This window comes from Stenotrophomonas maltophilia (assembly GCF_002799155.1).
GTDB lineage: Bacteria > Pseudomonadota > Gammaproteobacteria > Xanthomonadales > Xanthomonadaceae > Stenotrophomonas > Stenotrophomonas maltophilia_R.
The window spans coordinates 2,886,957-2,910,551 of record NZ_NERD01000002.1 but is presented as its reverse complement, the minus strand read 5'-3'; the positions used below and the strand labels follow the sequence as shown (position 1 = coordinate 2,910,551).

Here is a 23,595-nt window from a genome sequence, read left to right as displayed (position 1 = left end):
CACCGCCGTGTCGACCAAGGTCGACGTGGCGGGAGTGTCCGCGGCATGGATGCCGCGGCCAAGCCCCCATGGAAGGGTTTACGGCGTCTCCCGCCACCGGACCCACCCCGCCATCCCACGGAATGCCAGCTTTTGCTTTTGTCGTTGCAGTTGAAGTTGATTCGGCAGGTGCAGGGCTGCAAGCCCTGCCGCACACACACCCTCACACCACCGGAATACTGTGCTGTCCCAGCCCGCGATACGGCGGCGTGGACATCACCATCTCCGCCAGCGAGTACGCCAGCTCACGCTCGGCCATCACCGTCCCATCCGCACCGTGTTCCAGCAGATGCTTCACCTCCGCATCGCTGTGCGCACGCGCCAGCAGGGTCAGCTCCGGGTTGATCGCCCGCAGCTTGGCCAGCGCCTCACCGGCCTCCAGCGGCTGTGGAATCGCCAGCACCGCAATCTTCGCGCGTTCCGGATGGGCTTCGGCCAGCACCCGGTCGGCGGCGGCACTGCCGCGGATCGCCGCCAGGCCCTTGGCGTGTGCCTGTTCGACATGTTCCTTGTTGTCATCGATCACCAGTACCGGCACACCGCGATCGCGCAGCACCTGCGCCAGCTCGCTGCCCACCCGGCCGTAGCCGATCACGATCGCGTGCCCGTTCAGATCACGCGATGGGCCGATCGCCTCTTCCGGTTCGGCCGGCTGCGGCTGCTGTTCCTGCTTGGCCTGCCAACGGTCGAGCAGCCCGAAGACCAGCGGGTTGAGCATGATCGACACCAGCGCACCGGCCAGTACCAGCGACTGGCCTTCCTTCGGCAGGATCTGCAGGGCCACGCCGAGGCCGGCGATGATGAAGGCGAACTCGCCGATCTGTGCCAGGCTGGCCGAGATGGTCAGCGCCGTGCTGGTCGGGTGCCCGAACGCGCGCACGATGAAGAACGCGGCGGCCGACTTGCCGAACATGATGATCAGCACGGTGGCCAGCACCTGCCACGGGTGCTGGATGAGGATGTTCGGATCGAACAGCATGCCGACCGAGACGAAGAACAGCACCGCGAACGCATCGCGCAGCGGCAGCGAATCATGCGCGGCCTTGTGGCTGAGCTCCGATTCGTTGAGCAGCATGCCGGCGAAGAACGCGCCCAGTGCGAACGAGACGCCGAACAGCATCGCCGAGCCGAACGCCACGCCCAGCGCGATCGCCAGCACCGACAGGGTGAACAGTTCGCGCGAACCGGTACCGGCGATGCGTTCGAGGATCCATGGAATGACCCGGCGCCCGACCACCAGCATCACCGCCACGAACAGGCCCAGCTGCACGAAGGTCCAGCCGATATCGGCCAGCACGCTGCCCAGCGAGTGCGATTCCTTGGCCGCGTCGGGGCCGAACACGCCGGCCATCACCGGCATCATCACCAGTGCGAGCACGCAGGCCAGGTCTTCCACGATCAGCCAGCCGACCGCGATCTTGCCGCGCATGGTCTCCAGCAGGCGGCGTTCCTCCATCGCCCGCAGCAGCACCACGGTACTGGCGGTGGCCAGCGAAAAACCGAAGATGACGCCATGCAGGGCGGGCCAGCCCATCAGCGAGGCCACGCCCCAGCCGAGCAGGGTGGCCACGGCGATCTGGCCGATGGCACCGGGGATGGCGATGGCCTTGACCGCCATCAGGTCCTTCAGCGAGAAGTGCAGGCCGACGCCGAACATCAGCAGCATCACGCCCAGCTCGGCCAGCTGGTTGGCCAGCGCCTGGTCGGCAACGAAGCCGGGAGTGAACGGGCCTACGCAGATGCCAGCAACCAGGTAACCGACCAGGGGAGACAAGCGGAGCTTGTTGGCCAGCGCGCCGAAGATGAAGGCGAGCCCGAGGCCAACGGCAACGATGTTGATCAGGTCGGTGTCATGGTGCATCGGCACTCGCAGGAAATCGGGGGATGCCCCGATTTTCACCTAATGCGCCAAATGCGGCAAACCTTAAATGCGAGTGGGGTCAGAGCCCTTCTCCCGCAGGAAAAGGGCTCTGACCCCACCAGGGTCCGGGAATGCCGGCCAGCGGCCGCCATTCCGCTTACCCGTTTTGCGTCGTTGCGTAGGAACCGGGGATCTGCGGCGGGTGCCTGCGCGAAACGTCGGGATCGGACCTATCTGGCCGGCGCACGGCCGATATGCCTGGCGCCGGGACGCGACCTATGCGTCGGTTCGGGCATGGGATGGAACCGAGACGCGACAGTTCCGACTCAAGGCCGTCTGCCGAAGTGATTCAAGGGCTTCTGGACGAAATGAGAGCAGCAGGGGACCAAGGATTACTTGAATGCGCGCTCGATCGGATGGGACCGAGCCGTCCGGTTGGCGCTGCCTGCGTCCCTCTCAACGGTCATTATGTGCCATTGCCTCGTCCCGCTGAGCAGCCAAGCGGGCTTTCTCCACTCTGACCGTATGGGTGAACAACCGCATGAAACTTCCTGATATTGATGTAGTGGTCCAAGCGATAGGTCAGGACACCGGTTCGGCTTCCCTGTCCCGGCTGCTCCTTGACCTGGAAATCGACGAGACCGCCTTTCGCCGCTATCCGTTCAATCTGGCTGGAATGCGGATATGGACTGACAAGCAGGATGTGCTCCAGCTGCAATTCAAGGATGTCGGGCTGTTGAACGACATCCCCTATCACGACCTGGATGACGGACCCTGGGTTCTGACCAATGTGGTCTTCTGGGGAGTCAAAAAAAGCAGTCCTGCATACGCTGGATCGCTGCCGTATGAACTGAGATTTTCCATGCAACGCCAGGAAGTCAGGCAGCGACTCTCCGCTCTGGATGCTGGTGACCCCATGGAAGCGGGGTTTTCTGGTGAGGTTGATATCTGGTGTGTCAACGGTCATGAACTGAGAGTCGATTTTTCCGGTCCTGTTGATTCGATTCGGTGCATCTCCGTGGGCCTGCCGGTTGATCGTAGTGATCACCAACCGTGAGCCCTCGACTGTCTCCCGTACTTGGGGCCGGCATGCGGGATTACATGTAGGCGGCCCAGATATTTTCGTACAGTGTCGGTGAACAATCAGATGAATCTTCCAGACATAGATGTAGTGATTCAGGCGGTAGGTCAGGGCACCAGCTCGGCTTCCCTGTCCGGATTGCTCCAGGCATTGGAAATCGATGAGGCGGACATCAGCCGCAATCCGTTGAAATTGACTGGAAGGCGGATCTGGACAGACGAGGAAGGCACGCTGCAGTTGAATTTCGCGGATATCGGGATGCTGGCGGATATTCCGTACCACGACGTGGACGACGGGCCCTGGGTACTCACGACGGCAGTGTTCTGGGCATCTGGGAAAGACAGACATGCCTACTCCGGTCCGTTGCCCCATGGGCTGGATCTCTCAATGTCGCGTCACTGTGTGAGGGAGCGATTTGCAGCCTTGAATGCGGGTAATCCCGTCGTGGCGGGTATCTCGGGCAATGTGGATGTATGGGGCATCGGTGGCTTGGAGCTCAAAGTCAACTTCTCCGGTCCCGGAGATTCGCTTCGCTGTGTATCCGTTGGTATTCCGGTCGATCGTACCCATCGCCAAGGGTAATAGCGGCGTATGCGCATCTCGCCCGAATGGACAGCGGAGCTTCCATGATTCATCCAACAAGCATGGTGCACATCCAGGCAATAGCAGCGCTGTTTGGCAGAAGCGCCACCGACCCAGCCGTCACAACGATGCTGCAATCGCTTGGCGCCAGGCGCAGGCCAGAGCTGGCCCGTCCTGCAAAAAGTCCTTACGAGGCGATTCTGCGCGTGAGCGGGCAGGGCATGCTGTTCTCCTTCAGCGAGCGCAACTACTGGAACGGGCGCTCCGTGGCTTCGCACGGCAGGAGCGGTGAGCTGATCTTCACCAACGTTGCGGTAACTGCAGGCATTCCAGATGTCATGCGCCGGTACGAAGGCGAGCTGCCGTTCGGCCTGCAATGGGAGGACGATAGGACGATGGCTCGCGAAAGGCTCGTGATGGCGGGCTTCGGGGATAGCTTGCACGCCGGTAGGCGTGACGCGTGGTGGTTGCCCGACTACCGCATCCGTCTGACCTATCAACCTGGATGTATCGAGCGGGCAGGAGGCCCCGGGATCTTTGATATCAGCCTGGGAATTCCCATGCGCCCATTGGCTCGCGCACCGGCGACGCGCGAGTACCCCTCAGCGGAGCAGGTAGTTGCTGCCCTCGGTAGATCGACCGACGATGCTGATTTCCAAGCCGTGTTCCGGGAATTTGGGCTTGCAAGTCTGATTGCGGAGGCGAGCAGGGAGATCGTTGATAGAGCCGACGAGCATGGCTTCATCCTTTACTTTGACAGTAGGCGGCGCGTTTCCGGTAGCCATCCGGTATACACCGGTATCAGTTTCGTCCGCGAACGACTGGGAAACTCAAGAGCCTGGGCTGGGCCGCTCCCATTCGGTCTTCAATTCGATGATCCGCCGTCCATACTCGAAGAGCGCATGGGTCAACGAGCCAGTCGTTGGCGTGATGAAGGAACGTTTGGCAGCGCCAGCTGGTCGCTGCCTGGTCTTCAAATAAACGTGAATTTTGACAGTCTGGATAATTGTCTTGAGTCTGTCCGTGTGCTTGCAGAAGGTCGTTACATGTCCAACTGCCAGCCGTGCAGCTGATCCTGTCCGTAGCACAAAACAAAACACCCGCCGGATCATTCCGGCAGGTGTGAAAGATGCGACGGGGGTTGCCGGCCAGCGGCCGGCACTAGCGCTTACCAGGCGTACTTGATCCGCCCGTACACATACGCGCCGTTGAAGCCGAACGGCGAGTAGTTGCTGTACGGCAGCATGCCGAAGGTGGAGTTCTGCAGGTCTTCGGTGCGGTCCGGGTACTTGTCCAGCAGGTTGTCGGCGCCCACGGTCAGGGTCCAGTTGCTGCTCGGCTTGTAGCTGGCCGAGGCATCCACCACCCAGGCGTCGCCGTAGGTCTGGTCGCGCAGTGCGGTGGCCGAGTTGCGCACGGTGAACTTGCCGTAGCGGGTTGCGGCCAGGCCCAGTTCCCAGTGGTCCGAACGCCAGGTGCCGCTCAGGATCGCCTTGTCGCGCGGGTAGCTGTCCTCGATGCGGCCGATCTCATCGCGGCCGATCAGCGACTGGGTCAGGCCCAGCGTGCCGAACACCGCCGGGGTGCCGCCGACGCGGCGCACTTCAGTGTCGTTGTAGCTGTACGCAGCGGTCAGTTCCAGGCTGCTGGCACTGAACGGCACTGTGTAGCTGGACACGAAGTCGACGCCGCGGGTGCGCGTATCCAGGCCGTTGGTGAAGTAGGAGAACGCGGTCACCTGCGGCAGGCCCAGGGTTCCCAGCAATGCGCTGGTGGCGGCGTTGGTGGTGATGCTGGACGACAGCGCGATGCGGTCATCGATGTCGATCTGGTAGGCATCGACGGTGATGTACAGGCGGTCGACCGGCTGCAGCACCAGGCCCAGGCTGTAGGAGGTGGAGGTCTCGGCCTTCAGCGGCGAGGCGCCCAGCGCCTGCGCAGCCGGGCTGGTGGTCGGGAAGGTGCCACGCTCGACGAACACGCCATTGAGGAACTGGCTGGTGACCGCCTGGTAGCCCTGCTGAGCCAGCGACGGTGCACGGAAGCCGCTGGACGCGGTGGCCCGCAGCGCGACCTTGTCGGTGAAGGCATAACGCGCCGACAGCTTGCCGGAGAAGCGGTCGCCGAAGTCCGAGTAGTCTTCGTAGCGGCCGGTGATGCCGGCCGAGAACTTCTCGGTCAGGTCGGCTTCCAGCCCGGCGTAGACCGCGTAGTTGTGGCGGTCGGCATGCACTTCGTTGGTCGGGGTGAAGCCCGCGAACCCCTGCGCGCCGCTGCCGGTGTAAGAGTTCAGCTCGCCCGGGTTCTGGTCCCACTTTTCCTTGCGGTATTCACCACCGAAGGACAGCGTGACCGGGTAGGCCAGGCCCCAGTCCAGCGACTTGGTCAGGTCGGCATTGAAGATGTCCTGCTGGTACTTCAGCGTGCCGTCGTAGAACGAGCGCGGGCTGGTTGCACCCAGGCTGTAGTTGATGCTGTTGCGGGTGTGGAAGTCCAGGGTGTTCTCGCCGTGGTTCAGGCTCAGGTCCCAGGTCCAGCCGTTGTCGGTGCTGCCCTTGACGCCGGCCACCAGCGAGCGGTCCTTGGAGTACTGGTTGATCTCCGGCACGAAGCCGTCCGGGTAGGTCTGCGCCAGCAGCGCGCTCTGCCCGCTGTGGTTGCGCGAGCGGTAGAACGCGAACGAGGTGATGTCGCGGTTGCTGAGCAGCGCGCTGGCATAGCCGGTCACGCGGTCGCTGAAATCGAAACTGGCGTTGGCCGAAGCCGCAGTCGCATCCACGCGCGGGTCGCCGACGATGAAGGTCTTCTGGCCGATGCTCGGGAAGTTGCCGGTGTTCGGGGTGGTGCCGCGGTACGGGCCGGCGCGGTTGCTTTCGTCCTGCTGGCTGATCTGGCCGGCCACGTGCACGCGGCCACGGCCATCGCCGAACTCGACGCCGGTATCGCCGGAGAGCTGGTACTTGTTGCCGTCACCGGCCGAGTACTGGCCGTAGTCCACCGCCAGGCTGCCACCCCGGCCGCTGCCCTTGAGCACGATGTTGATGACGCCAGCGATGGCGTCCGAACCATACTGTGCCGAGGCACCGTCACGCAGCACTTCCACGCGCTCGATGGCAGCGATCGGGATCGCGTTGATGTCCACCGCCGATGAGCCACGGCCGATGCTGCCGTTGACGTTGATCATTGCCGAAGTGTGGCGGCGCTTGCCGTTGACCAGCACCAGCACCTGGTCCGGCGACAGGCCACGCAGCTGCGCCGGGCGCACGCCGCTGGTGCCGTCGGTCAGCGCCGGGCGCGGGAAGTTCAGCGAGGGCAGCGCGCGCGACAGCGCGGTGGCCAGCTCGCTGGTGCCGGTGGACTGCAGGGCTTCGGGGGTGATGATGTCGATCGGCGACTGCGATTCGGCGACTGTGCGGTCGGCCACGCGGGTGCCGGTAACGATCACCGTGTCCAGGGTGTTGGCGGCGGTGCCGGCCTGCTGGGCAGCGGCAACGAACGGAGAGCCACCGAGTGCGACAGCGACGGCGGCGGCGATCAGGCTGGTCTTGCGGGTCATCGGGAGGGGGCTCCGGTTGGCGGGGGCGGCACCGGAATCGACATCACGGGGGTGAGGCGGACGGCGGTTGTTGCGGTGCGCAAAGCAGGAATTAACGGGATATTCAGTGGCTGTCAAATGCCGGTCATCGGGAAAAACGTTGCAGCAGCAACCATTTAGCCCGGATCGGCATGCGCGGGGAGGGGACCCGGGAGGCGCGCGGCGAGGACGTGGGAGAGAGGAACGCCGGCCGCCGCGCATCCCGGGGCGCGTCAAGTATTCGTTAACGCTAGAATTGCGTCGCAGGAACAGTGCTCACCAGCACATTCCATTCGGTTATATGGACGCCTTCCCCCATGATTTCGCTTCGTAATTTCGCCTTGCGCCGCGGCGAGCGGCTGCTGTTGTCCAATGTCGACCTGACCCTGCATGCCGGTTACCGGGTGGGTGTGGTCGGTCGCAACGGTGCTGGCAAGTCCAGCCTGTTCGCGGCGGTGAAGGGCGAGCTGGAGGCGGACAAGGGCGATGTCGACCTGCCGGGCAAGGTGCGCATCGCCAGCGTTGCCCAGGAAACCCCGTCACTGCCCGACCCGGCGCTGAGCTTCGTGCTCGGCGGTGACATCGAGGTGGCCGCGGTGCTGGCCGCCGAGGCCGAGGCGACCGCCCGCGAAGACTGGGAAGCGGTGGCCGAGGCGCACACGAAGATGGCCGAGCTCAATGCCTACGACGCCGAAGCGCGCGCCGGCAAGCTGCTGCATGGCCTCGGTTTCCCGGCCGAGACCCACCATCGCGCGGTGTCCTCGTTCTCCGGCGGCTGGCGCGTGCGCCTGAACCTGGCGCGCGCGCTGATGATGCCCAGCGACCTGCTGCTGCTGGACGAACCGACCAACCACCTGGATCTGGACGCGGTGTACTGGCTGGAACAGTGGCTGCTGAAGTACCCGGGCACCCTGCTGCTGATCTCGCATGACCGCGAGTTCCTCGACAACGTGGCCACCCACACCCTGCACCTGCACGGTGGCGGCGCCAAGCTCTACCCGGGCGGCTACACCGACTTCGAGCGCCAGCGCGCCGAACAGCTGCGCCAGCAGCAGATCGCGCACGAGAAGGAGCAGGCCGAGCGCGCCCACCTGCAGAGCTTCATCGACCGCTTCAAGGCGCAGGCCAGCAAGGCGGCGCAGGCGCAGAGCCGCATGAAGCGCCTGGCCAAGCTGGCCGGTACCGAAGCGGTGCGTGCCGAGCGCGAGTTCCGCATCGAGTTCGCGCCGCCGGCCAAGCTGCCGTTCTCGCTGATCCGCCTGAACCACGTCGAGGCCGGCTACGGCAAGGACGCGGTGATCCTGCACAACGTCGGCTTCGGCCTGGAAGCGGGCCAGCGCATCGGCCTGCTCGGCCCGAACGGTGCCGGCAAGACCACCCTGGTGAAGACCCTGGTGGGCGAGCTGGCGCCGATCGTCGGCGAGCGCATGGCGCATCCGGACCTGAAGATCGGCTACTTCGCCCAGCATACGGTGGAGTCGCTGCACGAAGGCCAGTCGCCGATGGAGCACTTCCGCGAGATCGCCCCGGACGCACCGAACCAGTCGTTCCGCGATTTCCTCGGCAAGTGGAACTTCCCGGGCGACCGTGCATTCGAGCCGGTCGATGGGTTCTCCGGTGGCGAGCGCGCGCGCCTGGCGCTGGCGCTGATCGCCTGGCAGCAGCCGAACGTGCTGCTGCTGGACGAACCGACCAACCACCTTGACCTGGAAATGCGCGAAGCGCTGGCCGAAGCACTGGCCACCTTCGAAGGCGCGATCGTGATGGTCTCGCATGACCGCCACCTGATCGGCCTGGTCTGTGATACCTACTGGCGCGTGGCCGATGGCGTAGTCGAGCCGTTCGATGGCGACCTGGATGCGTATGCCGCGTGGCTGCGCACCCGTCCGCAGGCGCAGGGCACCAAGGCGCGCATGGAGCAGGTGGAAGAGCCGGTGGTGGTCAAGACCGCCCCGGTGGCGCAGGTGGTGCAGAAGAAGCCGGTGAATCCGCACAAGCTGGCCGCCGCCGAGGCCAAGGTGGCCGAGCTGGAAGGCGCGCTGGCCGAGCTGGACCGCCAGTTGGCCGATCCGGCCAACTACGCCGATGCCACCCGCATGGCGGTGATTGGTCGTGACCGCGAAACCGCCGCCGCCCAGCTGGAAAAGGCCGAAGCGGCGTGGATGGAGCTGCTCGAGTCCTGACTCCGCGAAAAAAGGGGACGGAGGGGATTAAGTCGTATGTGCACATACGACTTAATCCCCTCCGTCCCCTTTTTTCAACCCTGCGCCTGCAGCCACTCGCGGAAGCGCTTGGCCGGCTCGCGCTCGGCGCGCGAGCGCAGCCGCGTCAGCCAGTAGCGACCCAGCTCCAGCGTGGTGCCGAAGGGCTGCAGCAAGCGGCCTTCGGCCAATTCCTGCTCGAACATGCGCAGTGGCAGCAGTGCCACGCCGGCACCGCCGATCGCGGCCATCGCCAGCGTCAACGACGAATCGAACACTGGCCCGCGGGCTTCCACGCCACTGACCCCGGCCGCCTGCAGCCAACGCGGCCATTCGTCGCTTCGGTAAGAGCGCAGCAGCGGTAGCGTACCCAGGTCGCGCGGCTGCTTCAGCCGCCGCGCCAACGCCGGGGCGCACAGCGGTGCGAAGGGTGCATCGAGGATTGCCGTGCAGGCCTGCCCCTGCCAGTCGCCATCACCGAAGCGGATCGCCAGGTCCAATCCTTCACCGGCCAGATCGATGCGGTTGTTGTGGGTCTGCAGGCGCAGCTCGATGTCCGGGTGCGCGGCCTCGAACGCCGCCAGCCGTGGCAGCAGCCAACCGGTGGCGAAGGTGCCGACCACGCCCAGCGTCAGTACTTCGCGGGCCGGCCCGCCGGTGTAGCGCGCGATGCTGGCCGAGATGCGCTCGAACGATTCGTTGAGTACCGGATACAGCGCCGCGCCCTCGTCGGTCAGCGCCACCCCGCGCGGCAGGCGATGGAACAGGCGGATGCCGAGCCGGTCCTCCAGGCCGCGGATCTGGTGGCTCAGCGCCGCCTGGCTGACACACAGCTCCAGTGCGGCGCGGGTGAAGTTCTGATGGCGCGCAGCCGCCTCGAAGGCGCGCAGCGCGTTCAGCGGCAGGGTCGGGTGCAGCATCGGGAAGCCGTGAGCCAGGGTGATGGCTGATCCTACCCGTTCAATGAGGAATTTCGTAAATCTCAATGAGTTGATTGCGACAGGTATGAATTGAATTCATGGCTTCCGCTGATAATTCGCGCTGGTCGGCTCCGGGGAGGGCTTCAATAATCGGGCGGTCCCCAGGAGAACCCCCGTATGCTCGCCCGTCGCCGATTCCTGCAGTTCAGTGGTGCTGCCGTTGCTTCCTCGCTGCTTGCCCCTGCGCTGGCGCGGGCGGTTGCCCCTTCGTCCGGCACACCCACCGCGAACGCCGCCATTGCTGGCGCCGCCGATTTCGCCGCGCTGGAAAAAGCCAGCGGTGGCCGCCTGGGCGTCACCGTGCTGAACACCGGTAATGGCCGTCGCATCGGCGGGCATCGGCAGGACGAGCGCTTCCCGATGTGCAGCACGTTCAAGTCGATGCTGGTTGCCCATGTGCTGAGCCTTGCCGATGCAGGCCGCGTTTCGCTCGACACCCGTGTGCCCATCGCCGGGAAGGATCTGCAGTCCTACGCCCCGGTGGCGCGCCGCCATGTGGGCAAGGACCTGACGGTGCGCGACCTGTGCCGGGGCACGCTGACCACCAGCGACAACACGGCGGCCAACCTGCTGCTGGAGGTGGTGGGCGGGCCGTCGGCGCTGACGGCATTCCTGCGCGGGCAGGGCGACAGCGTTACCCGCAATGACCGCAACGAGCCGGACGTGAATCTGTTCGCGCAGGGAGACCCGCGCGATACCACCAGCCCGGCCGCGATGGCCACCAGCCTGGCCCGCTTCGCGGTGGGCAATGGCCTGCAGCCGGCATCGCGCCAGCAGTTCGCCGATTGGCTCATCGACAACCAGACCGGCGATGCCTGCCTGCGCGCCGGGCTGGGAAAGCGCTGGCGGGTAGGGGACAAGACCGGCAGCAACGGTGATGACACGCGCAACGACATCGCCGTGCTATGGCCGCATACAGGAGGCGCAGCGTGGGTGGTCACCGCCTATCTGCAGGGCGCGTCGGTCGATGACGACCAGCGCGCAGCGGTGCTTGCACGGGTGGGGGCGCTGGCCGATGCGATGATCGGATGAGGTAACCGGGGTCATTCGAAAATGGCTTGCCGGATTGGTCGGGCACGCGCATCCTGCGCGCGTTCGAACCCCACGGAAGACCCCCGATGAGCCATGAGTTGATCTACCTGCTGCTGATCTTCGCGCTGCTGGTGATCCCGCGCGCGCTGCAGCGCTTCAGCCTGCCCGCGCCGCTGACCTGCCTGCTGTTCGGCATCATCGGCATGCTGTGGCTGGGCGACCAGGCGCACGACGCGGTGATCGGCCTGCTGGCCACGCTGGGCATTTCCTCGCTGTTCCTGTTTGCCGGCCTGGAAGTGGATCTGCAGGCGCTGCGCCGTGGCATGTGGCCGCTGCTGGCGCACCTGGTGATCCGTACCGGCACGCTGTTCGGCGTGGGCTGGCTGGCCTGGCGATATGCGGGATTGCCGTGGCAGGCCGCTGGCCTGCTGGCGCTGGCCCTGCTGACGCCCTCCACCGGCTTCATCATGGACTCGCTGTCGCGGCTGGGCCTGAGCGAGGACGAACGGTTCTGGGTGACCAGCAAGGCCATTGCCGGAGAACTGCTGGCGCTGGCCGCGTTGTTCATCGTGCTGCAGGCTGGCGATCCGGGCCACATGGCGCTGTCCAGCCTGGCGCTGCTGGCGATGATGATCGGCCTGCCGCTGCTGTTCATCGCGCTGGGCCGCTGGGTGGCACCGCATGCGCCGGGCTCGGAGTTCTCGCTGCTGGTGATGGTCGGCATGGTGGCCGCCTATATCACCTACCTGCTGGGCGTGTACTACCTGGTGGGTGCCTTCATCGCCGGCCTGGTCGCGCGCCTGCTGCACCAGCGCATGCCGCTGCTGGCCTCGCACGAGAACCTGCACGCGCTGCGCCTGTTCGCCTCGTTCTTCGTGCCGTTCTATTTTTTCAACGCCGGCACCAAGGTGCCCAGCGAAGCACTGAGCTTCGAGGCGCTGGGGCTGGGCATCGTGATCACCCTGGTCGTGCTGCCGCTGCGCATCGGCGTGGTCTGGCTGCAGCGCCGGGTGATGTTTGGCGAGAGCTTCCGCAGCAGCCTGCGGGTCTCGCTGGCGTTGGCTCCGACCCTGATCTTCACCCTGGTGCTGGCGGCGATCATGCGCGAGCGTTTCCAGATTCCGGCGGTGCTGTTCGGCGCGCTGCTGCTCTATGCCGCACTGACTACGCTGTTGCCGTCGCTGGTGTTCCGCACACCGTTCGACGTCGATCCGGTGGAACAGGAGCCTGCGGGCGAGGGCGAGACCGCACCGGTAGCGGCTACCGAAACGCTGCCGGAGGCACAGACAGCTGAACGTTGATCGGGGAGCGCACGTGGTTTGCGCCCGTCGGCCATGACCGTTAGGGTTGGGGCATGAAACTGCCTGCCGTTGCTACCGCTTCCGCCCTCCTGTTCAGCCTCGCTGCATGCTCGCAGCGTTCCGATACGGTCGCCCATGATCTGGCGACCGCACCGGCCGATGCCTTCATGGCCGCCATCGCCGCGCATTGCGGCCAGGCCTATGAGGGCCGGGTGGTGGAGGATACGCCGGCACCGACCGGCAAAGACCCGTTCGCCGGCCAGCGCCTGGTCATGCATGTGCGCGGCTGTGCCGATCCCGCCCATGAATTGCGGATTCCTTTCCATGTGGGGGATGACCACTCGCGCACGTGGGTGCTGACCCGCACCGAAAACGGCCTGCGCCTGAAGCACGATCATCGCCATCAGGATGGCAGCGCCGATGCGATCACCCTCTACGGCGGCGACAGCACGCCGCCGGGCACCGCCGGGCGCCAGCAGTTCCCGGCCGACTCCGATTCGGTGGCGATGTTCCGTCGCGCCGACATGTTGGCTTCCACGCACAACACCTGGGCGATGGAGATCGACCCCGACCAGACCTTCGTCTACGAACTGACGCGCCCGGAAGGCCGCCGTTTCCGCGTGAAGTTCGACCTGAGCAAGCCGGTCGACCTGCCACCGCCACCGTGGGGCGACGACACAGCACCCGCGCCGTGATCCCGGGGTCGGATCCCTCCTGCGGAGGGCTCTGACCCCGACCCTGCACTCACCGCGTGCCGAAGCGCGCCCGGCAGCCGTTGCTCACCCACACCTGGCCACGCGAGTAACCCCAGCTGCGGCCCTCCTGGCAGGCGCTGCCGGACAGCTGCTGCTGCAGCACTGGCCGACCCTGGCGCTCATCCCAGTCGCAGGTCTGCGAGCGGTTGTTGTTGCTGCTGCAGGTGATCGAGTAGTTGCTGTTGCCGCCGCCCCAACCGCCGCCGCCCCAGCCGCGGGCCTCGGCGAACTCGGCGCGGCAACCGCCACTGACCCAGATCGCGCCATTGCGCACGCCCCATGTGCGCCCTTCGTTGCAGGGGCTGCCGGACAGCTGGCGGACCAGGCGGGCATTGCGCCAGCCGACCGGGCAGCTGCGCTCACGGTTGTTCTGGCTCTCGCAACGGATGGTCTCGCCGGGGCGCCCGTTGTTGCCACCCCAGCCCCCCCCGTTGCCGCCACCCCAGCCGCCACGGGCCTCGACGAATTCGGCGCGGCAGCCGTTGGTGACCCAGATGCTGCCATTGCGGCTGCCCCAGGTGCGGCCCTCGTCGCAGGCGCTTCCGGACAGCTGGCGGACCAGCTGCGCATTGCGCCACCCGGTAGTGCAGACCCGTTCGCGGTTGTTCTGGCTCTCGCAGCGGATCACCCCGTCCTGCGCGGCGGCCGGGGCGGAGGGCAGGGCGAGCGTGGCGATGGTGCCCAGGCTCAGGGTCACGGCCAGGCTGGCCAGGGACAGCGGTTTCATGGCGGCATCCCATACGGTGGCAGGTGCCTGACTATAGGGAAGGGGGCGATCAAGCCGGTGTGACTGGCCGGATTTGCCCCGGCCGGGGCCTCGGCCGCAGAATACGAGGCTTTCCGGCCCCCATCCGGTGCCGGCGTTCTCCAGCGGAGCTTTCCCCCCATGCGTACCCACTTCTGCGGCCTGGTCGACGAGACCCTGATTGGCCAGACTGTCACCCTCGCCGGCTGGACCGACGTGGCCCGTAACCAGGGCGGCGTCTGCTTCATCGATCTCCGCGATCATGAAGGCATCGTGCAGGTGACCGTGGAGGTCGACAACGCCGAAGTGTTCGCCGTGGCCGCGTCGCTGGGTTACGAGGACGTGCTGCAGGTGGAAGGCGTCGTGCGCGCCCGCCACGCGGTCAACGACAAGATGCGCACGGGCAAGGTGGAAGTGATCGCCACCGCCATCACCGTGCTGAACAAGGCCGCGCCGCTGCCGTTCCACGCCCACGAGAACCCGGGCGAGGAAACCCGCCTGAAGTACCGCTACCTGGACCTGCGCCGCCCGGAAATGCAGCGCATGCAGCGCACCCGCATCAAGCTGGTGCAGGCTCTGCGCCGCCACCTGGACGAGAAGGGCTTCCAGGACATCGAAACCCCGATCCTGACCAAGGCCACTCCGGAAGGCGCGCGCGACTTCCTGGTGCCGGCGCGCATGCATCCGGGCGAGTTCTATGCCCTGCCGCAGAGCCCGCAGCTGTTCAAGCAGATCCTGATGGTGGCCGGCTTCGATCGCTACTACCAGATCGCGCGCTGCTTCCGCGACGAAGCCCTGCGTGCCGACCGCCAGCTGGAATTCACCCAGCTGGACATGGAGTTCGCCTTCGTCCGCGAACGCGATGTGCAGGACTTCGTCGAAGACATGATCCGCGCCATCTTCAAGGAAGTGGTCGATGTCCAGCTGGATGCCAGCTTCCCGCGCATGACCTGGGCCGAGGCGATGCGTCGCTACGGTTCGGACAAGCCCGACCTGCGCATCGCGCTGGAACTGGTCGACGTGGCTGAGCTGGTCAAGGACAGTGAGTTCGCGGTGTTCACCGGCCCGGCCAACGATGCCGAAGGCCGCGTCGCCGCGCTGCGCATCCCGGGCGGTGCGTCGCTGAGCCGCAAGCAGATCGACGAGTACGCCGCGCATGCCGCCAAGTACGGTGCCAAGGGCCTGGCCTACATCAAGATCGCCGACAACGGCGAAGTCAGCTCGCCGATCCAGAAGTTCTTCAGCGAGGAATCCTTCGCTGCGCTGGTGGCTCATGTCGGTGCCGGCAACGGCGACATCGTGTTCTTCGGCGCCGGTGGCTACAACAAGGTCTCCGACTTCATGGGCGCCCTGCGCCTGAAGGCCGGCAAGGACTTCGGGCTGGTCGCCGACGGCTGGGCCCCGCTGTGGGTCACCGACTTCCCGATGTTCGAGTGGGACGAGGAAGAACAGCGCTTCGTCGCCCTGCATCATCCCTTCACTGCACCAGCTGTGGACGACATCGCCGACCTGCGCGCCAACGCCCGTACCGCCGTCTCGCGCGGCTACGACATGGTGCTCAACGGCAATGAAATCGGCGGTGGTTCCATCCGTATCCATCGTCCGGACATGCAGAGCGCGGTATTCGAGCTGCTCGGCATCGGTGCCGAAGAGGCCCGCGCCAAGTTCGGCTTCCTGCTCGACGCGCTGAACTACGGCGCGCCGCCGCACGGCGGCATCGCCTTCGGCATCGACCGCATCGCCGCGCTGATGGCCGGCACCGAGTCGATCCGCGACGTCATCCCGTTCCCGAAGACCACCGGTGCGCAGGATCTGATGACCGACGCGCCGTCGCCGATCGTCGACGCGCAGCTGGCCGAAGTGCACATCCAGGTTCGCCCCAAGACCAACTGATCAGGAGATCCAGGCAATGACCGAGTTTGCGTTTTCGCTGGAGTGGGAAAAGCTGGGCAATGAAGGCTCCGAGGCCAACCTGGTCACCGAGCGTGCGCGCGTGTTCGGTGGTTGGCTGGTTCGCGTCGGAACCAACCCGGCGGCGATGGCCCTGACCTTCGTCGCCGACGGCGAAGGCCGTTGGGACGGTGAAGACTTCGGCGTCGAGGATTACGAGGACGACGAAGAGGAAGAGTACGACGAGGACGAGGAAGGCGAGGAAGAAGAGGACGAGGACGAAGAGGAATACGAGGAAGAGGACGAGGACGAGGAAGAAGCGGAATCGCCTGAAAAGGCTTGACCCGCGCTTCGCCCTGACGTCAACTTCCTGCATGTATTCGATCCGCCGCGCCACCGTGGACGACGCGCCGACCCTGTCGGCGCTGGCTGCCCGCACGTTCACCGAAACCTTCGGCCATCTGTACCCGCCGCAGGACCTGCAGGCCTTCCTCGAGGAGGCCTACACGGTCGAGCGCCAGCGCGTGATCCTGGCCCACCCCGATTACGCGGTGTGGCTGTTGGAGCTGGACGGGGAGGCGGTCGGCCATGCCGCCGCCGGCCCCTGTGGCCTGCCGCACCCGGACGTGAAGCCCGGTGACGGCGAACTCAAGCGCCTGTACCTGATCAAGACGCAGCAGAGCTGCGGCTGGGGCAGCCGCCTGCTGGAAACCGCGCTGGCCTGGCTGGAGCACGAAGGCCCACGCACGTTGTGGCTGGGCGTGTGGTCGGAGAACTTCGGCGCACAGCGCTTCTACGCCCGCTACGGATTCGAGAAGGCCGGCGAGTACCTGTTCCCGGTGGGCGGCACAAACGATCTCGAATTCATCCTGCGCCGCGCACCGCGCTCGGCCTGACGTTCACCGCCGCTTGCTGCGCGCGCGTGTTCAATCACCTCACGTTCCTGCCCCGCTGACCGCCAGGCTGTTTGCATGACTCCCCCCGTATTGCTGCTGCATGGCATCTGGAATGCCCGTGCCTGGGTCGGGCCGCTGGCCTGGCGCCTGCGCGCGCGCGGTTTCCAGGTGCATGCGTTCGGCTATTCCTCGGTGTTCGGTGGCCCCGACGTGGCCGTGCCGCAGCTGCTGGAGCGGCTGGCCGATGCCGGACCGTTGTCGCTGGTCGGCCACAGCCTGGGCGGCTTGCTGGCGCTGGAAGCGCTGCGTCGCAATCCGCAGTTGCCGGTGCAGCGCGTGGTCTGCCTGGGTTCGCCGCTGCGCGGCAGCGGCACCGCGCGCTCGTTGTCCGAGCACGGCTGGGGCCTGGCGCTGGGCCGCAGCAGCGACCTGCTCCTCGATGGCCTGCCGGACTGGGAGGGCAGGGCCGAGGTCGGCCTGATCGCGGGTTCGGTGCCGCACGGGCTGGGCAGCCTGCTGGGGGCGATCGACGATGCCTCCGACGGTACCGTGGCGCTGGCCGAGACCCGCCTGCCGGGCCTGGCCGACCATTGCGTGGTCCGCACCAGCCACAGTGGCCTGGTGGTGTCGCCCGATGCCGCGCGGCAGACCGCGCATTTCCTGCGCCACGGCCAGTTCGACCACAGCCGCGACGCCGCCGCCGCATGATTGAGTGGGTGCGAACCGGCCTGCCTCGGTGGGTGCGAACCGTTGGTTCGCACGCTCTCCGCCGGGCATGACCCGGCGGCATCCCTCCGCCCTAGACACGGTTGCAGCGCCCGATCAGGTAGAATCCGCGCCTTGATCCTGAAGCAGCCAGACGGTAGCACCCATGGGTAGAGGCCCCTCCATCGAAGCCCGCAAGAACGCGTCCGACGCGAAGCGCGGCAAGATTTTCACCAAGATCATCCGCGAGATCGGCGTTGCCGCGCGCGGCGGTGGAGGCGACCCCAACAACAACCCGCGCCTGCGCGTGGCCATGGACAAGGGCCTGGCCGTCAACATGTCCAAGGACGTGATCGAGCGCGCCATCAAGAAGGCCACCGGTGAACTGGAAGGCGTCGACTACGAGGAAATCCGCTACGAGGGCTACGCCCCGGGTGGCGTGGCCGTGATCGTCGACTGCCTGACCGACAACCGCGTGCGCACCGTGGCCGATGTCCGCCATGCGTTCAGCAAGTGCGGCGGCAACATGGGCACCGAGGGCTCGGTGGCCTTCATGTTCAAGCGCCTGGGCGTGCTCAGCTTCGCCCCGGGGGCCGACGAGGAAGCCATCACCGAAGCGGCCATCGAGGCCGGCGCCGATGACATCGTGGTCTACCCGGACGACGGCTCGATCGACGTGGTCACCAGCCCTGACGCGTTCAACGCGGTGAAGGATGCGATGGCCGCCGTCGGCCATGTCGCCGACCATGCCGAGATCACCTTCCGCGCGGACAACGACATCAAGGTCGAGGGCGAGGTCGCCCTGCAGGTCAAGAAGCTGCTGGACATGCTCGAAGACCTGGACGACGTGCAGGACGTGTATTCCAACGCCGAACTTGGCGCCGACGCCTACGCCTGAGCCGTCTTCGACGGCCTGGGCGCGGGCCGTTGAACGGTCACCGCGGACAGCCATGAGCCCATACGCCTGCCAGTGCCTCCCGTTCCGCCCTGCCAGGGGCGCAGCGTGACCCGCATCCTCGGCATCGACCCTGGTTCGCAGCGGACCGGGGTCGGCATCATCGATGTCGATGCGGCCGGGCGCGTCAGCCACGTGCATCACCAGCCGCTGGTGCTGCTGGGCGCCGACGACTTCCCGCAGCGCATGAAGCTGCTGGTGCTGGGCCTGGCCGATCTGTGCCGGGAATTCCAGCCCAATGAAGTGGCCATCGAAAAGGTGTTCATGGCCCGCAATCCCGATTCGGCGCTGAAGCTGGGCCAGGCCCGCGGCGCGGCGATCTCGGCGGTGGTGCTGCGCGATCTGCCGGTGCACGAATACGCCGCCAGCGAGATCAAGCTGGCGGTAGTCGGGCGCGGTGGCGCCGAAAAGCAACAGGTTCAACACATGGTCGGGCTCATGCTCAACCTGAAAACCAAGCTGCAGGCCGACGCGGCCGACGCGTTGGCGGTGGCGATCACCCATGCCCACGTAAGGGCAACGGCCAACCGCCTGGGGCTCAGTGCCCGCCAGGCGTGGGGCCGCAAATGAGGAGCTGCACGCAATGATCGGTCGATTGCGCGGCATCGTCGCCTACAAGGCGCCGCCGTGGCTGGTGGTGGACGTGAACGGTGTGGGCTATGAACTGGAGGCGCCGATGAGCACCTTCTACGACCTGCCCGAACTCGGCCGCGAGGTCACCCTGTATACCCACTATTCGCAGAAGGAAGACAGCGTCTCGCTGTATGGTTTCCTGCGCGAGGGCGAGCGGCGCCTGTTCCGCGACGTGCAGAAGGTCAGCGGCATCGGCGCGAAGATCGCGCTGGCCGTGCTGTCCGGGGTCAGCGTCGAAGAATTCGCGCGCATGGTCCAGGCCGGCGACATCACCGCGCTGACCCGCATCCCGGGCATCGGCAAGAAGACCGCCGAACGCATGGTGCTGGAGCTGCGTGACCGCGCCGCCCAGTTCGGTGCCGGCGGCGCGCTGCCCACCGGCAGTGGTCCGGCGCCGGCCGATCCGCTGTCCGATGCCACCGTGGCCCTGCAGCAGCTGGGCTACAAGCCGGCCGAAGCGGCACGCATGGCCCGCGATGCCTTCAATGAAGGTGACGAAGTGGCCACCGTGATCCGCAAGGCGCTGCAGTCGGCGCTGCGCTGACCTGCTTCCCATCCCTAAACGAACCGCCTGAGCTTCGCCAGGAGTCCCATGTCCAGCAGTCAAACCCCGCACGCAGCTGCCCCCGGCGGCCACGGTCACGCTCCTCCCGCCGGAGGCATGGCGCTGATCATCGGTGCGATCGGCGTGGTCTTCGGCGATATTGGTACCAGCCCGCTGTACACCCTGAAGGAGGCGTTCTCGCCGCACTACGGGCTCAACAGCGACCACGACACCGTGCTGGGGGTGCTGTCGCTGGCATTCTGGGCGCTGAACATCGTGGTTACGCTGAAGTACGTGACCATCATCATGCGCGCCGACAATGACGGCGAGGGCGGCATCATGGCGCTGATGGCGCTGACCCAGCGTACGTTGCGCAACGGGTCGCGCTCGGCTTACGTGGTCGGCATCCTCGGTATATTCGGCGCCTCGCTGTTCTTCGGTGACGGCGTGATCACCCCGGCGATCTCCGTGCTTGGCGCGGTCGAAGGCCTGGAGGTGGCCGCGCCGGGCCTGCATGCCTTCATCGTGCCGATCACCGTGGTGGTGCTGCTGATGGTATTTGCCGCGCAGCGCTTCGGCACCGAAAAGATCGGCAAGGCGTTCGGCCCGATCACCTCGGTATGGTTCATTTCGCTGGCCGCGATCGGCATCTACAACATCGTCGACGCGCCGGAAGTGCTGAAGGCCTTCAACCCGTGGTGGGCGATCCGCTTCTTCATGGAGCACAGCTGGCACGGCATCTTCATCCTTGGCGCGGTGGTGCTGGCGGTGACCGGTGGCGAGGCGCTGTACGCCGACATGGGCCACTTCGGCGCCAAACCCATCCGCCACGCCTGGTATTTCTTCGTGCTGCCGTGCCTGGTGCTTAACTACCTGGGGCAGGGCGCACTGGTGCTCAACCACCCCGAGGCGCTGAAGAACCCGTTCTTCGAGGCGGTGCCGCCGTGGGCGCTGTACCCGATGATCATCCTGGCCACGATGGCGGCGGTGATCGCGTCGCAGTCGGTCATCACCGGTGCGTTCTCGGTCTCGCGCCAGGCCATGCAGCTGGGTTACATCCCGCGCATGCGCATCAAGCACACCTCGCACGACACCATCGGCCAGATCTACATCCCGGGCATCAACTGGGGTATCGCGGTGATGGTGATCGGCCTGGTGCTGGCCTTCCGCAGCTCGTCGAACCTGGCCGTGGCCTACGGCATCTCGGTGTCGGCCACCATGCTGATCGACACACTGCTGCTGGCCCTGGTCGCGCGCTCGCTGTGGCCGAAGGCCCGCAACTGGATCCTGCCGCTGTGCGTGGTGTTCTTCATCATCGACCTCGGCTTCGTCATCGCCAACGGCGCCAAGCTGCTGCAGGGCGCCTGGTTCCCGGTGGTGCTGGGCATCTTCCTGTTCACCATGATGCGCACCTGGCGCCGTGGCCGCGAACTGCTGCGTGATGAGATCCGCAAGGACGGCATCCGCCTGGACACCTTCCTGCCGGGCCTGATGCTGGCGCCGCCGGTACGCGTGCCGGGCACCGCGGTCTTCCTCACCGCCGACCCGACCGTGGCCCCGCACGCGCTGATGCACAACCTCAAGCACAACAAGGTGCTGCACGAGCGCAACGTGTTCCTTCACGTGGAAACCCTGCCGATCCCATATGCGATGGAAGGGCAGCGGCTGAAGATCGAATCGGTGGGCGACGAGTTCTATCGCGTCTACGTGCGCTTCGGTTTCATGGAGACCCCGGACGTGCCACTGGCGCTGATGCGTTCGTGCGACCACGGCGGCATCTACTTCGACCCGATGGACACCACCTTCTTCGCCAGCCGCGAGACCATCGTCGCCACCGCCAACCGTGGCATGCCGATCTGGCGTGACAAGCTGTTCGCGCTGATGCACAGGAATGCCGCTCCGGCGACCGGGTTCTTCCGGATTCCGGGCAACAGATTGGTGGAACTGGGCGCGCAGGTGGAGATCTAATCTCCACCTGCGCCACGCCCCACGATCTGCTGCGCAAACCGCGGGCCCGCGCGCCAGAAGCTGAGCCCACTCTGCGCTCCAGTTCCATCCACGCGTGGCGTGGATCTACTGTGCCGACCAGCGGTCGGCACCCACCAGAGCAGAATGCCGTTCCGACAGAACGCGGAAAACTGTCGAAGGCGGGGTGGGTCCGGTTGCGGGGCATCCGCGCCATGGATGGCGCGGCTGAGCCCCCCATGGACGGGTTTACGGCGTCCCCGCAACCGGACCCACCCCGCCATTCCCCAGGAAGCCCGCTTCCGCTGTTGCTCTGGATGTTGCCGTTGCCTCTGCGGGTGCCGGGCGCGGCCCGGCCGAAACTCACGCTTTTGCCGCATAATCAGCACATGACCGACGACCGCATCATCGGCGCCGGCGCCACCCGCGAGGATGACGCCGCCGACGCCAGCATCCGCCCCAAGCGCCTGGCCGATTACCTCGGCCAGGTGCCGGTGCGTGAGCAGATGGAAATCTACATCCAGGCGGCCAAGGGACGCGGCGACGCGCTCGACCACGTGCTGATCTTCGGGCCGCCGGGCCTGGGCAAGACCACCCTCAGCCACGTCATCGCCAATGAACTGGGCGTGGCCCTGCGGGTCACCTCCGGCCCGGTGATCGAGAAAGCCGGCGACCTCGCCGCGCTGCTGACCAACCTGCAGCCGCACGACGTGCTGTTCGTGGACGAGATCCACCGCCTGTCGCCGGTGGTCGAGGAAGTGCTGTACCCGGCGATGGAAGACTTCCAGATCGACATCATGATCGGCGAAGGCCCCGCGGCCCGCTCGATCAAGATCGACCTGCCGCCGTTCACCCTGATCGGCGCCACCACCCGCGCCGGCCTGCTGACCGCGCCGCTGCGCGACCGCTTCGGCATCGTCCAGCGCCTGGAGTTCTACAGCGTCGAAGAGCTGACCCGGATCGTGCGCCGCTCGGCCACCATCCTCGGCATCGACTGCACTGCCGATGGTGCCGGCGAGATCGCGCGCCGCGCGCGCGGTACCCCGCGTATCGCCAACCGCCTGCTGCGCCGCGTGCGCGACTACGCACAGGTCAAGGCCGGCGGCCATATCGACGAAGCCGTGGCACAGGCGGCGATGAAAATGCTGAAGGTCGACCCGGAGGGCTTCGACGAGCTTGACCGGCGCCTGCTCAAGACCATGGTGGACTACTTCGATGGTGGCCCGGTCGGCATCGAATCGCTGGCCGCAGCGCTGTCAGAAGAACGTGGCACGCTGGAAGACGTGGTCGAGCCGTACCTGATCCAGCAGGGCTTCCTGGTGCGTACCGCGCGTGGCCGCATGGCCACCCACAAGGCCTACCGGCACATGGGCCTGAAGCCGAAAAACCCGCCGCAGGACCTGTTCGCGGAGGTTCCCGATGTCGGTTGAGCCGCGATTCAGTTGGCCGACACGCATTTACTGGGAAGATACCGACGCAGGTGGCGTGGTCTACCACGCCCGCTACGTGGCCTTCATGGAACGAGCCCGGACCGAATGGATGCGTGCGCTGGGCTACGGCCAGGAGCGCATGCGCGCCGAGCATGGGATGGTCTTCGCGGTGCGCTCGATGCAGATGGATTTCATCAGGCCGGCACGGCTGGATGACACCCTGCAGGTGAGCGCCCGGCTGGTCCAGCTGAAGAAGGCCAGCATGGTCTTCGACCAGCAGATCCTGCGCGACGGCGAACTGCTGCTGTCGGCCCAGGTCCGAATTGCCGCATTGGAAGCGGCCAGTTTCCGCCCGCGTGGCATGGACGAGGCCGTCCTTACCGTGCTGCAACCCCACCTCCACCCCGAATCCGAACACTGAGGAAC

The 23,595-nt window shown here is 66.2% G+C and carries 21 protein-coding genes; 17 read left to right on the top strand and 4 right to left on the bottom strand.

Annotated features, from left to right (window positions below):
• Nucleotides 1-202: 202 nt before the first annotated feature.
• Nucleotides 203-1,900, bottom strand: coding sequence for a YbaL family putative K(+) efflux transporter (gene ybaL / locus B9Y82_RS14075; RefSeq protein ID WP_100473699.1), 1,698 nt, complete (start codon nucleotides 1,898-1,900; stop codon nucleotides 203-205).
• A gap of 541 nt (nucleotides 1,901-2,441) precedes the next feature.
• Here ybaL and B9Y82_RS14070 point away from each other — a divergent pair.
• The 3 genes from B9Y82_RS14070 (at nucleotide 2,442) to B9Y82_RS14060 (ending at nucleotide 4,636) form a co-directional block, all read left to right on the top strand.
• Nucleotides 2,442-2,957, top strand: a complete 516-nt coding sequence (locus tag B9Y82_RS14070; protein WP_100473698.1) for a hypothetical protein — start codon at nucleotides 2,442-2,444, stop codon at nucleotides 2,955-2,957.
• Between the two features lie 78 nt (nucleotides 2,958-3,035).
• Nucleotides 3,036-3,563 carry a hypothetical protein gene (locus tag B9Y82_RS14065; RefSeq protein WP_238381611.1) on the top strand — a complete coding sequence of 176 codons (528 nt, stop codon included), beginning with the start codon at nucleotides 3,036-3,038 and terminating at the stop codon, nucleotides 3,561-3,563.
• 44 nt (nucleotides 3,564-3,607) lie between these two features.
• Nucleotides 3,608-4,636: a hypothetical protein gene (locus B9Y82_RS14060; protein WP_238381610.1), complete on the top strand. Its 1,029-nt coding sequence runs from the start codon at nucleotides 3,608-3,610 to the stop codon at nucleotides 4,634-4,636.
• Nucleotides 4,637-4,731: 95 nt separating this feature from the next.
• Here B9Y82_RS14060 and B9Y82_RS14055 read toward each other — a convergent pair whose 3' ends face one another.
• Nucleotides 4,732-7,119, bottom strand: coding sequence for a TonB-dependent receptor plug domain-containing protein (locus tag B9Y82_RS14055; RefSeq protein ID WP_100473695.1), 2,388 nt, complete (start codon nucleotides 7,117-7,119; stop codon nucleotides 4,732-4,734).
• Between the two features lie 335 nt (nucleotides 7,120-7,454).
• Here B9Y82_RS14055 and B9Y82_RS14050 point away from each other — a divergent pair, with 335 nt between their 5' ends.
• The gene (locus tag B9Y82_RS14050; RefSeq protein WP_043400521.1) at nucleotides 7,455-9,320 is read left to right on the top strand and encodes an ABC-F family ATP-binding cassette domain-containing protein; all 1,866 of its coding nucleotides are present in this window, start codon (nucleotides 7,455-7,457) and stop codon (nucleotides 9,318-9,320) included.
• Nucleotides 9,321-9,394: 74 nt separating this feature from the next.
• On the opposite strand, the gene ampR is transcribed toward B9Y82_RS14050, so the two are convergent.
• Nucleotides 9,395-10,258, bottom strand: coding sequence for a LysR family transcriptional regulator AmpR (gene ampR / locus B9Y82_RS14045; RefSeq protein ID WP_100473694.1), 864 nt, complete (start codon nucleotides 10,256-10,258; stop codon nucleotides 9,395-9,397).
• 177 nt (nucleotides 10,259-10,435) lie between these two features.
• Here ampR and blaL2 point away from each other — a divergent pair, with 177 nt between their 5' ends.
• The 3 genes from blaL2 to B9Y82_RS14030 all read left to right on the top strand — a co-directional run bounded on the left by blaL2 (nucleotide 10,436) and on the right by B9Y82_RS14030 (nucleotide 13,346).
• Entirely contained in the window at nucleotides 10,436-11,350 is a 915-nt protein-coding gene (blaL2, locus tag B9Y82_RS14040) for a L2 family extended-spectrum class A beta-lactamase (RefSeq protein ID WP_100473693.1), read from the top strand.
• A gap of 86 nt (nucleotides 11,351-11,436) precedes the next feature.
• Complete coding sequence (locus tag B9Y82_RS14035; protein WP_100473692.1) at nucleotides 11,437-12,651, top strand: cation:proton antiporter; 1,215 nt, start codon at nucleotides 11,437-11,439, stop codon at nucleotides 12,649-12,651.
• 53 nt (nucleotides 12,652-12,704) lie between these two features.
• The gene (locus B9Y82_RS14030; protein WP_100473691.1) at nucleotides 12,705-13,346 is read left to right on the top strand and encodes a hypothetical protein; all 642 of its coding nucleotides are present in this window, start codon (nucleotides 12,705-12,707) and stop codon (nucleotides 13,344-13,346) included.
• 49 nt (nucleotides 13,347-13,395) lie between these two features.
• On the opposite strand, the gene B9Y82_RS14025 is transcribed toward B9Y82_RS14030, so the two are convergent.
• On the bottom strand, nucleotides 13,396-14,133 hold the full coding sequence (locus B9Y82_RS14025) for a DUF3011 domain-containing protein (RefSeq protein WP_100473690.1): 738 nt from the start codon (nucleotides 14,131-14,133) through the stop codon (nucleotides 13,396-13,398).
• A gap of 159 nt (nucleotides 14,134-14,292) precedes the next feature.
• On the opposite strand from B9Y82_RS14025, the gene aspS reads away from it, so the two are divergent.
• The 10 genes from aspS to ybgC all read left to right on the top strand — a co-directional run bounded on the left by aspS (nucleotide 14,293) and on the right by ybgC (nucleotide 23,590).
• Nucleotides 14,293-16,044, top strand: a complete 1,752-nt coding sequence (aspS, locus tag B9Y82_RS14020; RefSeq protein WP_100473689.1) for an aspartate--tRNA ligase — start codon at nucleotides 14,293-14,295, stop codon at nucleotides 16,042-16,044.
• Between the two features lie 16 nt (nucleotides 16,045-16,060).
• Nucleotides 16,061-16,384 (top strand): DNA primase, encoded by a 324-nt coding sequence (locus B9Y82_RS14015; RefSeq protein WP_100473688.1) that lies wholly within the window; start codon nucleotides 16,061-16,063, stop codon nucleotides 16,382-16,384.
• A 31-nt stretch (nucleotides 16,385-16,415) separates the two neighbouring features.
• The gene (locus tag B9Y82_RS14010) at nucleotides 16,416-16,937 is read left to right on the top strand and encodes a GNAT family N-acetyltransferase (RefSeq protein WP_100473687.1); all 522 of its coding nucleotides are present in this window, start codon (nucleotides 16,416-16,418) and stop codon (nucleotides 16,935-16,937) included.
• A 75-nt stretch (nucleotides 16,938-17,012) separates the two neighbouring features.
• Nucleotides 17,013-17,645 carry an esterase/lipase family protein gene (locus B9Y82_RS14005; protein ID WP_100473686.1) on the top strand — a complete coding sequence of 211 codons (633 nt, stop codon included), beginning with the start codon at nucleotides 17,013-17,015 and terminating at the stop codon, nucleotides 17,643-17,645.
• 163 nt (nucleotides 17,646-17,808) lie between these two features.
• The gene (locus B9Y82_RS14000; protein ID WP_100473685.1) at nucleotides 17,809-18,540 is read left to right on the top strand and encodes a YebC/PmpR family DNA-binding transcriptional regulator; all 732 of its coding nucleotides are present in this window, start codon (nucleotides 17,809-17,811) and stop codon (nucleotides 18,538-18,540) included.
• 105 nt (nucleotides 18,541-18,645) lie between these two features.
• Nucleotides 18,646-19,167 carry a crossover junction endodeoxyribonuclease RuvC gene (gene ruvC / locus B9Y82_RS13995; protein ID WP_100473684.1) on the top strand — a complete coding sequence of 174 codons (522 nt, stop codon included), beginning with the start codon at nucleotides 18,646-18,648 and terminating at the stop codon, nucleotides 19,165-19,167.
• Nucleotides 19,168-19,180: 13 nt separating this feature from the next.
• Nucleotides 19,181-19,774 carry a Holliday junction branch migration protein RuvA gene (gene ruvA, locus B9Y82_RS13990; RefSeq protein ID WP_014648163.1) on the top strand — a complete coding sequence of 198 codons (594 nt, stop codon included), beginning with the start codon at nucleotides 19,181-19,183 and terminating at the stop codon, nucleotides 19,772-19,774.
• Nucleotides 19,775-19,822: 48 nt separating this feature from the next.
• A complete protein-coding gene (locus B9Y82_RS13985; protein ID WP_006438676.1) occupies nucleotides 19,823-21,742 on the top strand; it encodes a potassium transporter Kup in 1,920 nt (639 codons plus the stop codon).
• Between the two features lie 386 nt (nucleotides 21,743-22,128).
• Nucleotides 22,129-23,169, top strand: coding sequence for a Holliday junction branch migration DNA helicase RuvB (gene ruvB, locus B9Y82_RS13980; protein ID WP_100473683.1), 1,041 nt, complete (start codon nucleotides 22,129-22,131; stop codon nucleotides 23,167-23,169).
• A complete protein-coding gene (gene ybgC / locus B9Y82_RS13975; RefSeq protein ID WP_100473682.1) occupies nucleotides 23,159-23,590 on the top strand; it encodes a tol-pal system-associated acyl-CoA thioesterase in 432 nt (143 codons plus the stop codon). Before ruvB ends, ybgC begins: the two co-directional genes overlap by 11 nt.
• Nucleotides 23,591-23,595: the final 5 nt, after the last annotated feature.

Coding starts and splice junctions, on each gene's coding strand:
- ybaL (WP_100473699.1), bottom strand. CDS start 1,900: ATGCACCATGACACCGACCTGATCAACATCGTTGCCGTTGGCCTCGGG.
- B9Y82_RS14070 (WP_100473698.1), top strand. CDS start 2,442: ATGAAACTTCCTGATATTGATGTAGTGGTCCAAGCGATAGGTCAGGAC.
- B9Y82_RS14060 (WP_238381610.1), top strand. CDS start 3,608: ATGATTCATCCAACAAGCATGGTGCACATCCAGGCAATAGCAGCGCTG.
- B9Y82_RS14055 (WP_100473695.1), bottom strand. CDS start 7,119: ATGACCCGCAAGACCAGCCTGATCGCCGCCGCCGTCGCTGTCGCACTC.
- B9Y82_RS14050 (WP_043400521.1), top strand. CDS start 7,455: ATGATTTCGCTTCGTAATTTCGCCTTGCGCCGCGGCGAGCGGCTGCTG.
- ampR (WP_100473694.1), bottom strand. CDS start 10,258: ATGCTGCACCCGACCCTGCCGCTGAACGCGCTGCGCGCCTTCGAGGCG.
- blaL2 (WP_100473693.1), top strand. CDS start 10,436: ATGCTCGCCCGTCGCCGATTCCTGCAGTTCAGTGGTGCTGCCGTTGCT.
- B9Y82_RS14035 (WP_100473692.1), top strand. CDS start 11,437: ATGAGCCATGAGTTGATCTACCTGCTGCTGATCTTCGCGCTGCTGGTG.
- B9Y82_RS14030 (WP_100473691.1), top strand. CDS start 12,705: ATGAAACTGCCTGCCGTTGCTACCGCTTCCGCCCTCCTGTTCAGCCTC.
- B9Y82_RS14025 (WP_100473690.1), bottom strand. CDS start 14,133: ATGAAACCGCTGTCCCTGGCCAGCCTGGCCGTGACCCTGAGCCTGGGC.
- aspS (WP_100473689.1), top strand. CDS start 14,293: ATGCGTACCCACTTCTGCGGCCTGGTCGACGAGACCCTGATTGGCCAG.
- B9Y82_RS14015 (WP_100473688.1), top strand. CDS start 16,061: ATGACCGAGTTTGCGTTTTCGCTGGAGTGGGAAAAGCTGGGCAATGAA.
- B9Y82_RS14010 (WP_100473687.1), top strand. CDS start 16,416: ATGTATTCGATCCGCCGCGCCACCGTGGACGACGCGCCGACCCTGTCG.
- B9Y82_RS14005 (WP_100473686.1), top strand. CDS start 17,013: ATGACTCCCCCCGTATTGCTGCTGCATGGCATCTGGAATGCCCGTGCC.
- B9Y82_RS14000 (WP_100473685.1), top strand. CDS start 17,809: ATGGGTAGAGGCCCCTCCATCGAAGCCCGCAAGAACGCGTCCGACGCG.
- ruvA (WP_014648163.1), top strand. CDS start 19,181: ATGATCGGTCGATTGCGCGGCATCGTCGCCTACAAGGCGCCGCCGTGG.
- B9Y82_RS13985 (WP_006438676.1), top strand. CDS start 19,823: ATGTCCAGCAGTCAAACCCCGCACGCAGCTGCCCCCGGCGGCCACGGT.
- ruvB (WP_100473683.1), top strand. CDS start 22,129: ATGACCGACGACCGCATCATCGGCGCCGGCGCCACCCGCGAGGATGAC.
- ybgC (WP_100473682.1), top strand. CDS start 23,159: ATGTCGGTTGAGCCGCGATTCAGTTGGCCGACACGCATTTACTGGGAA.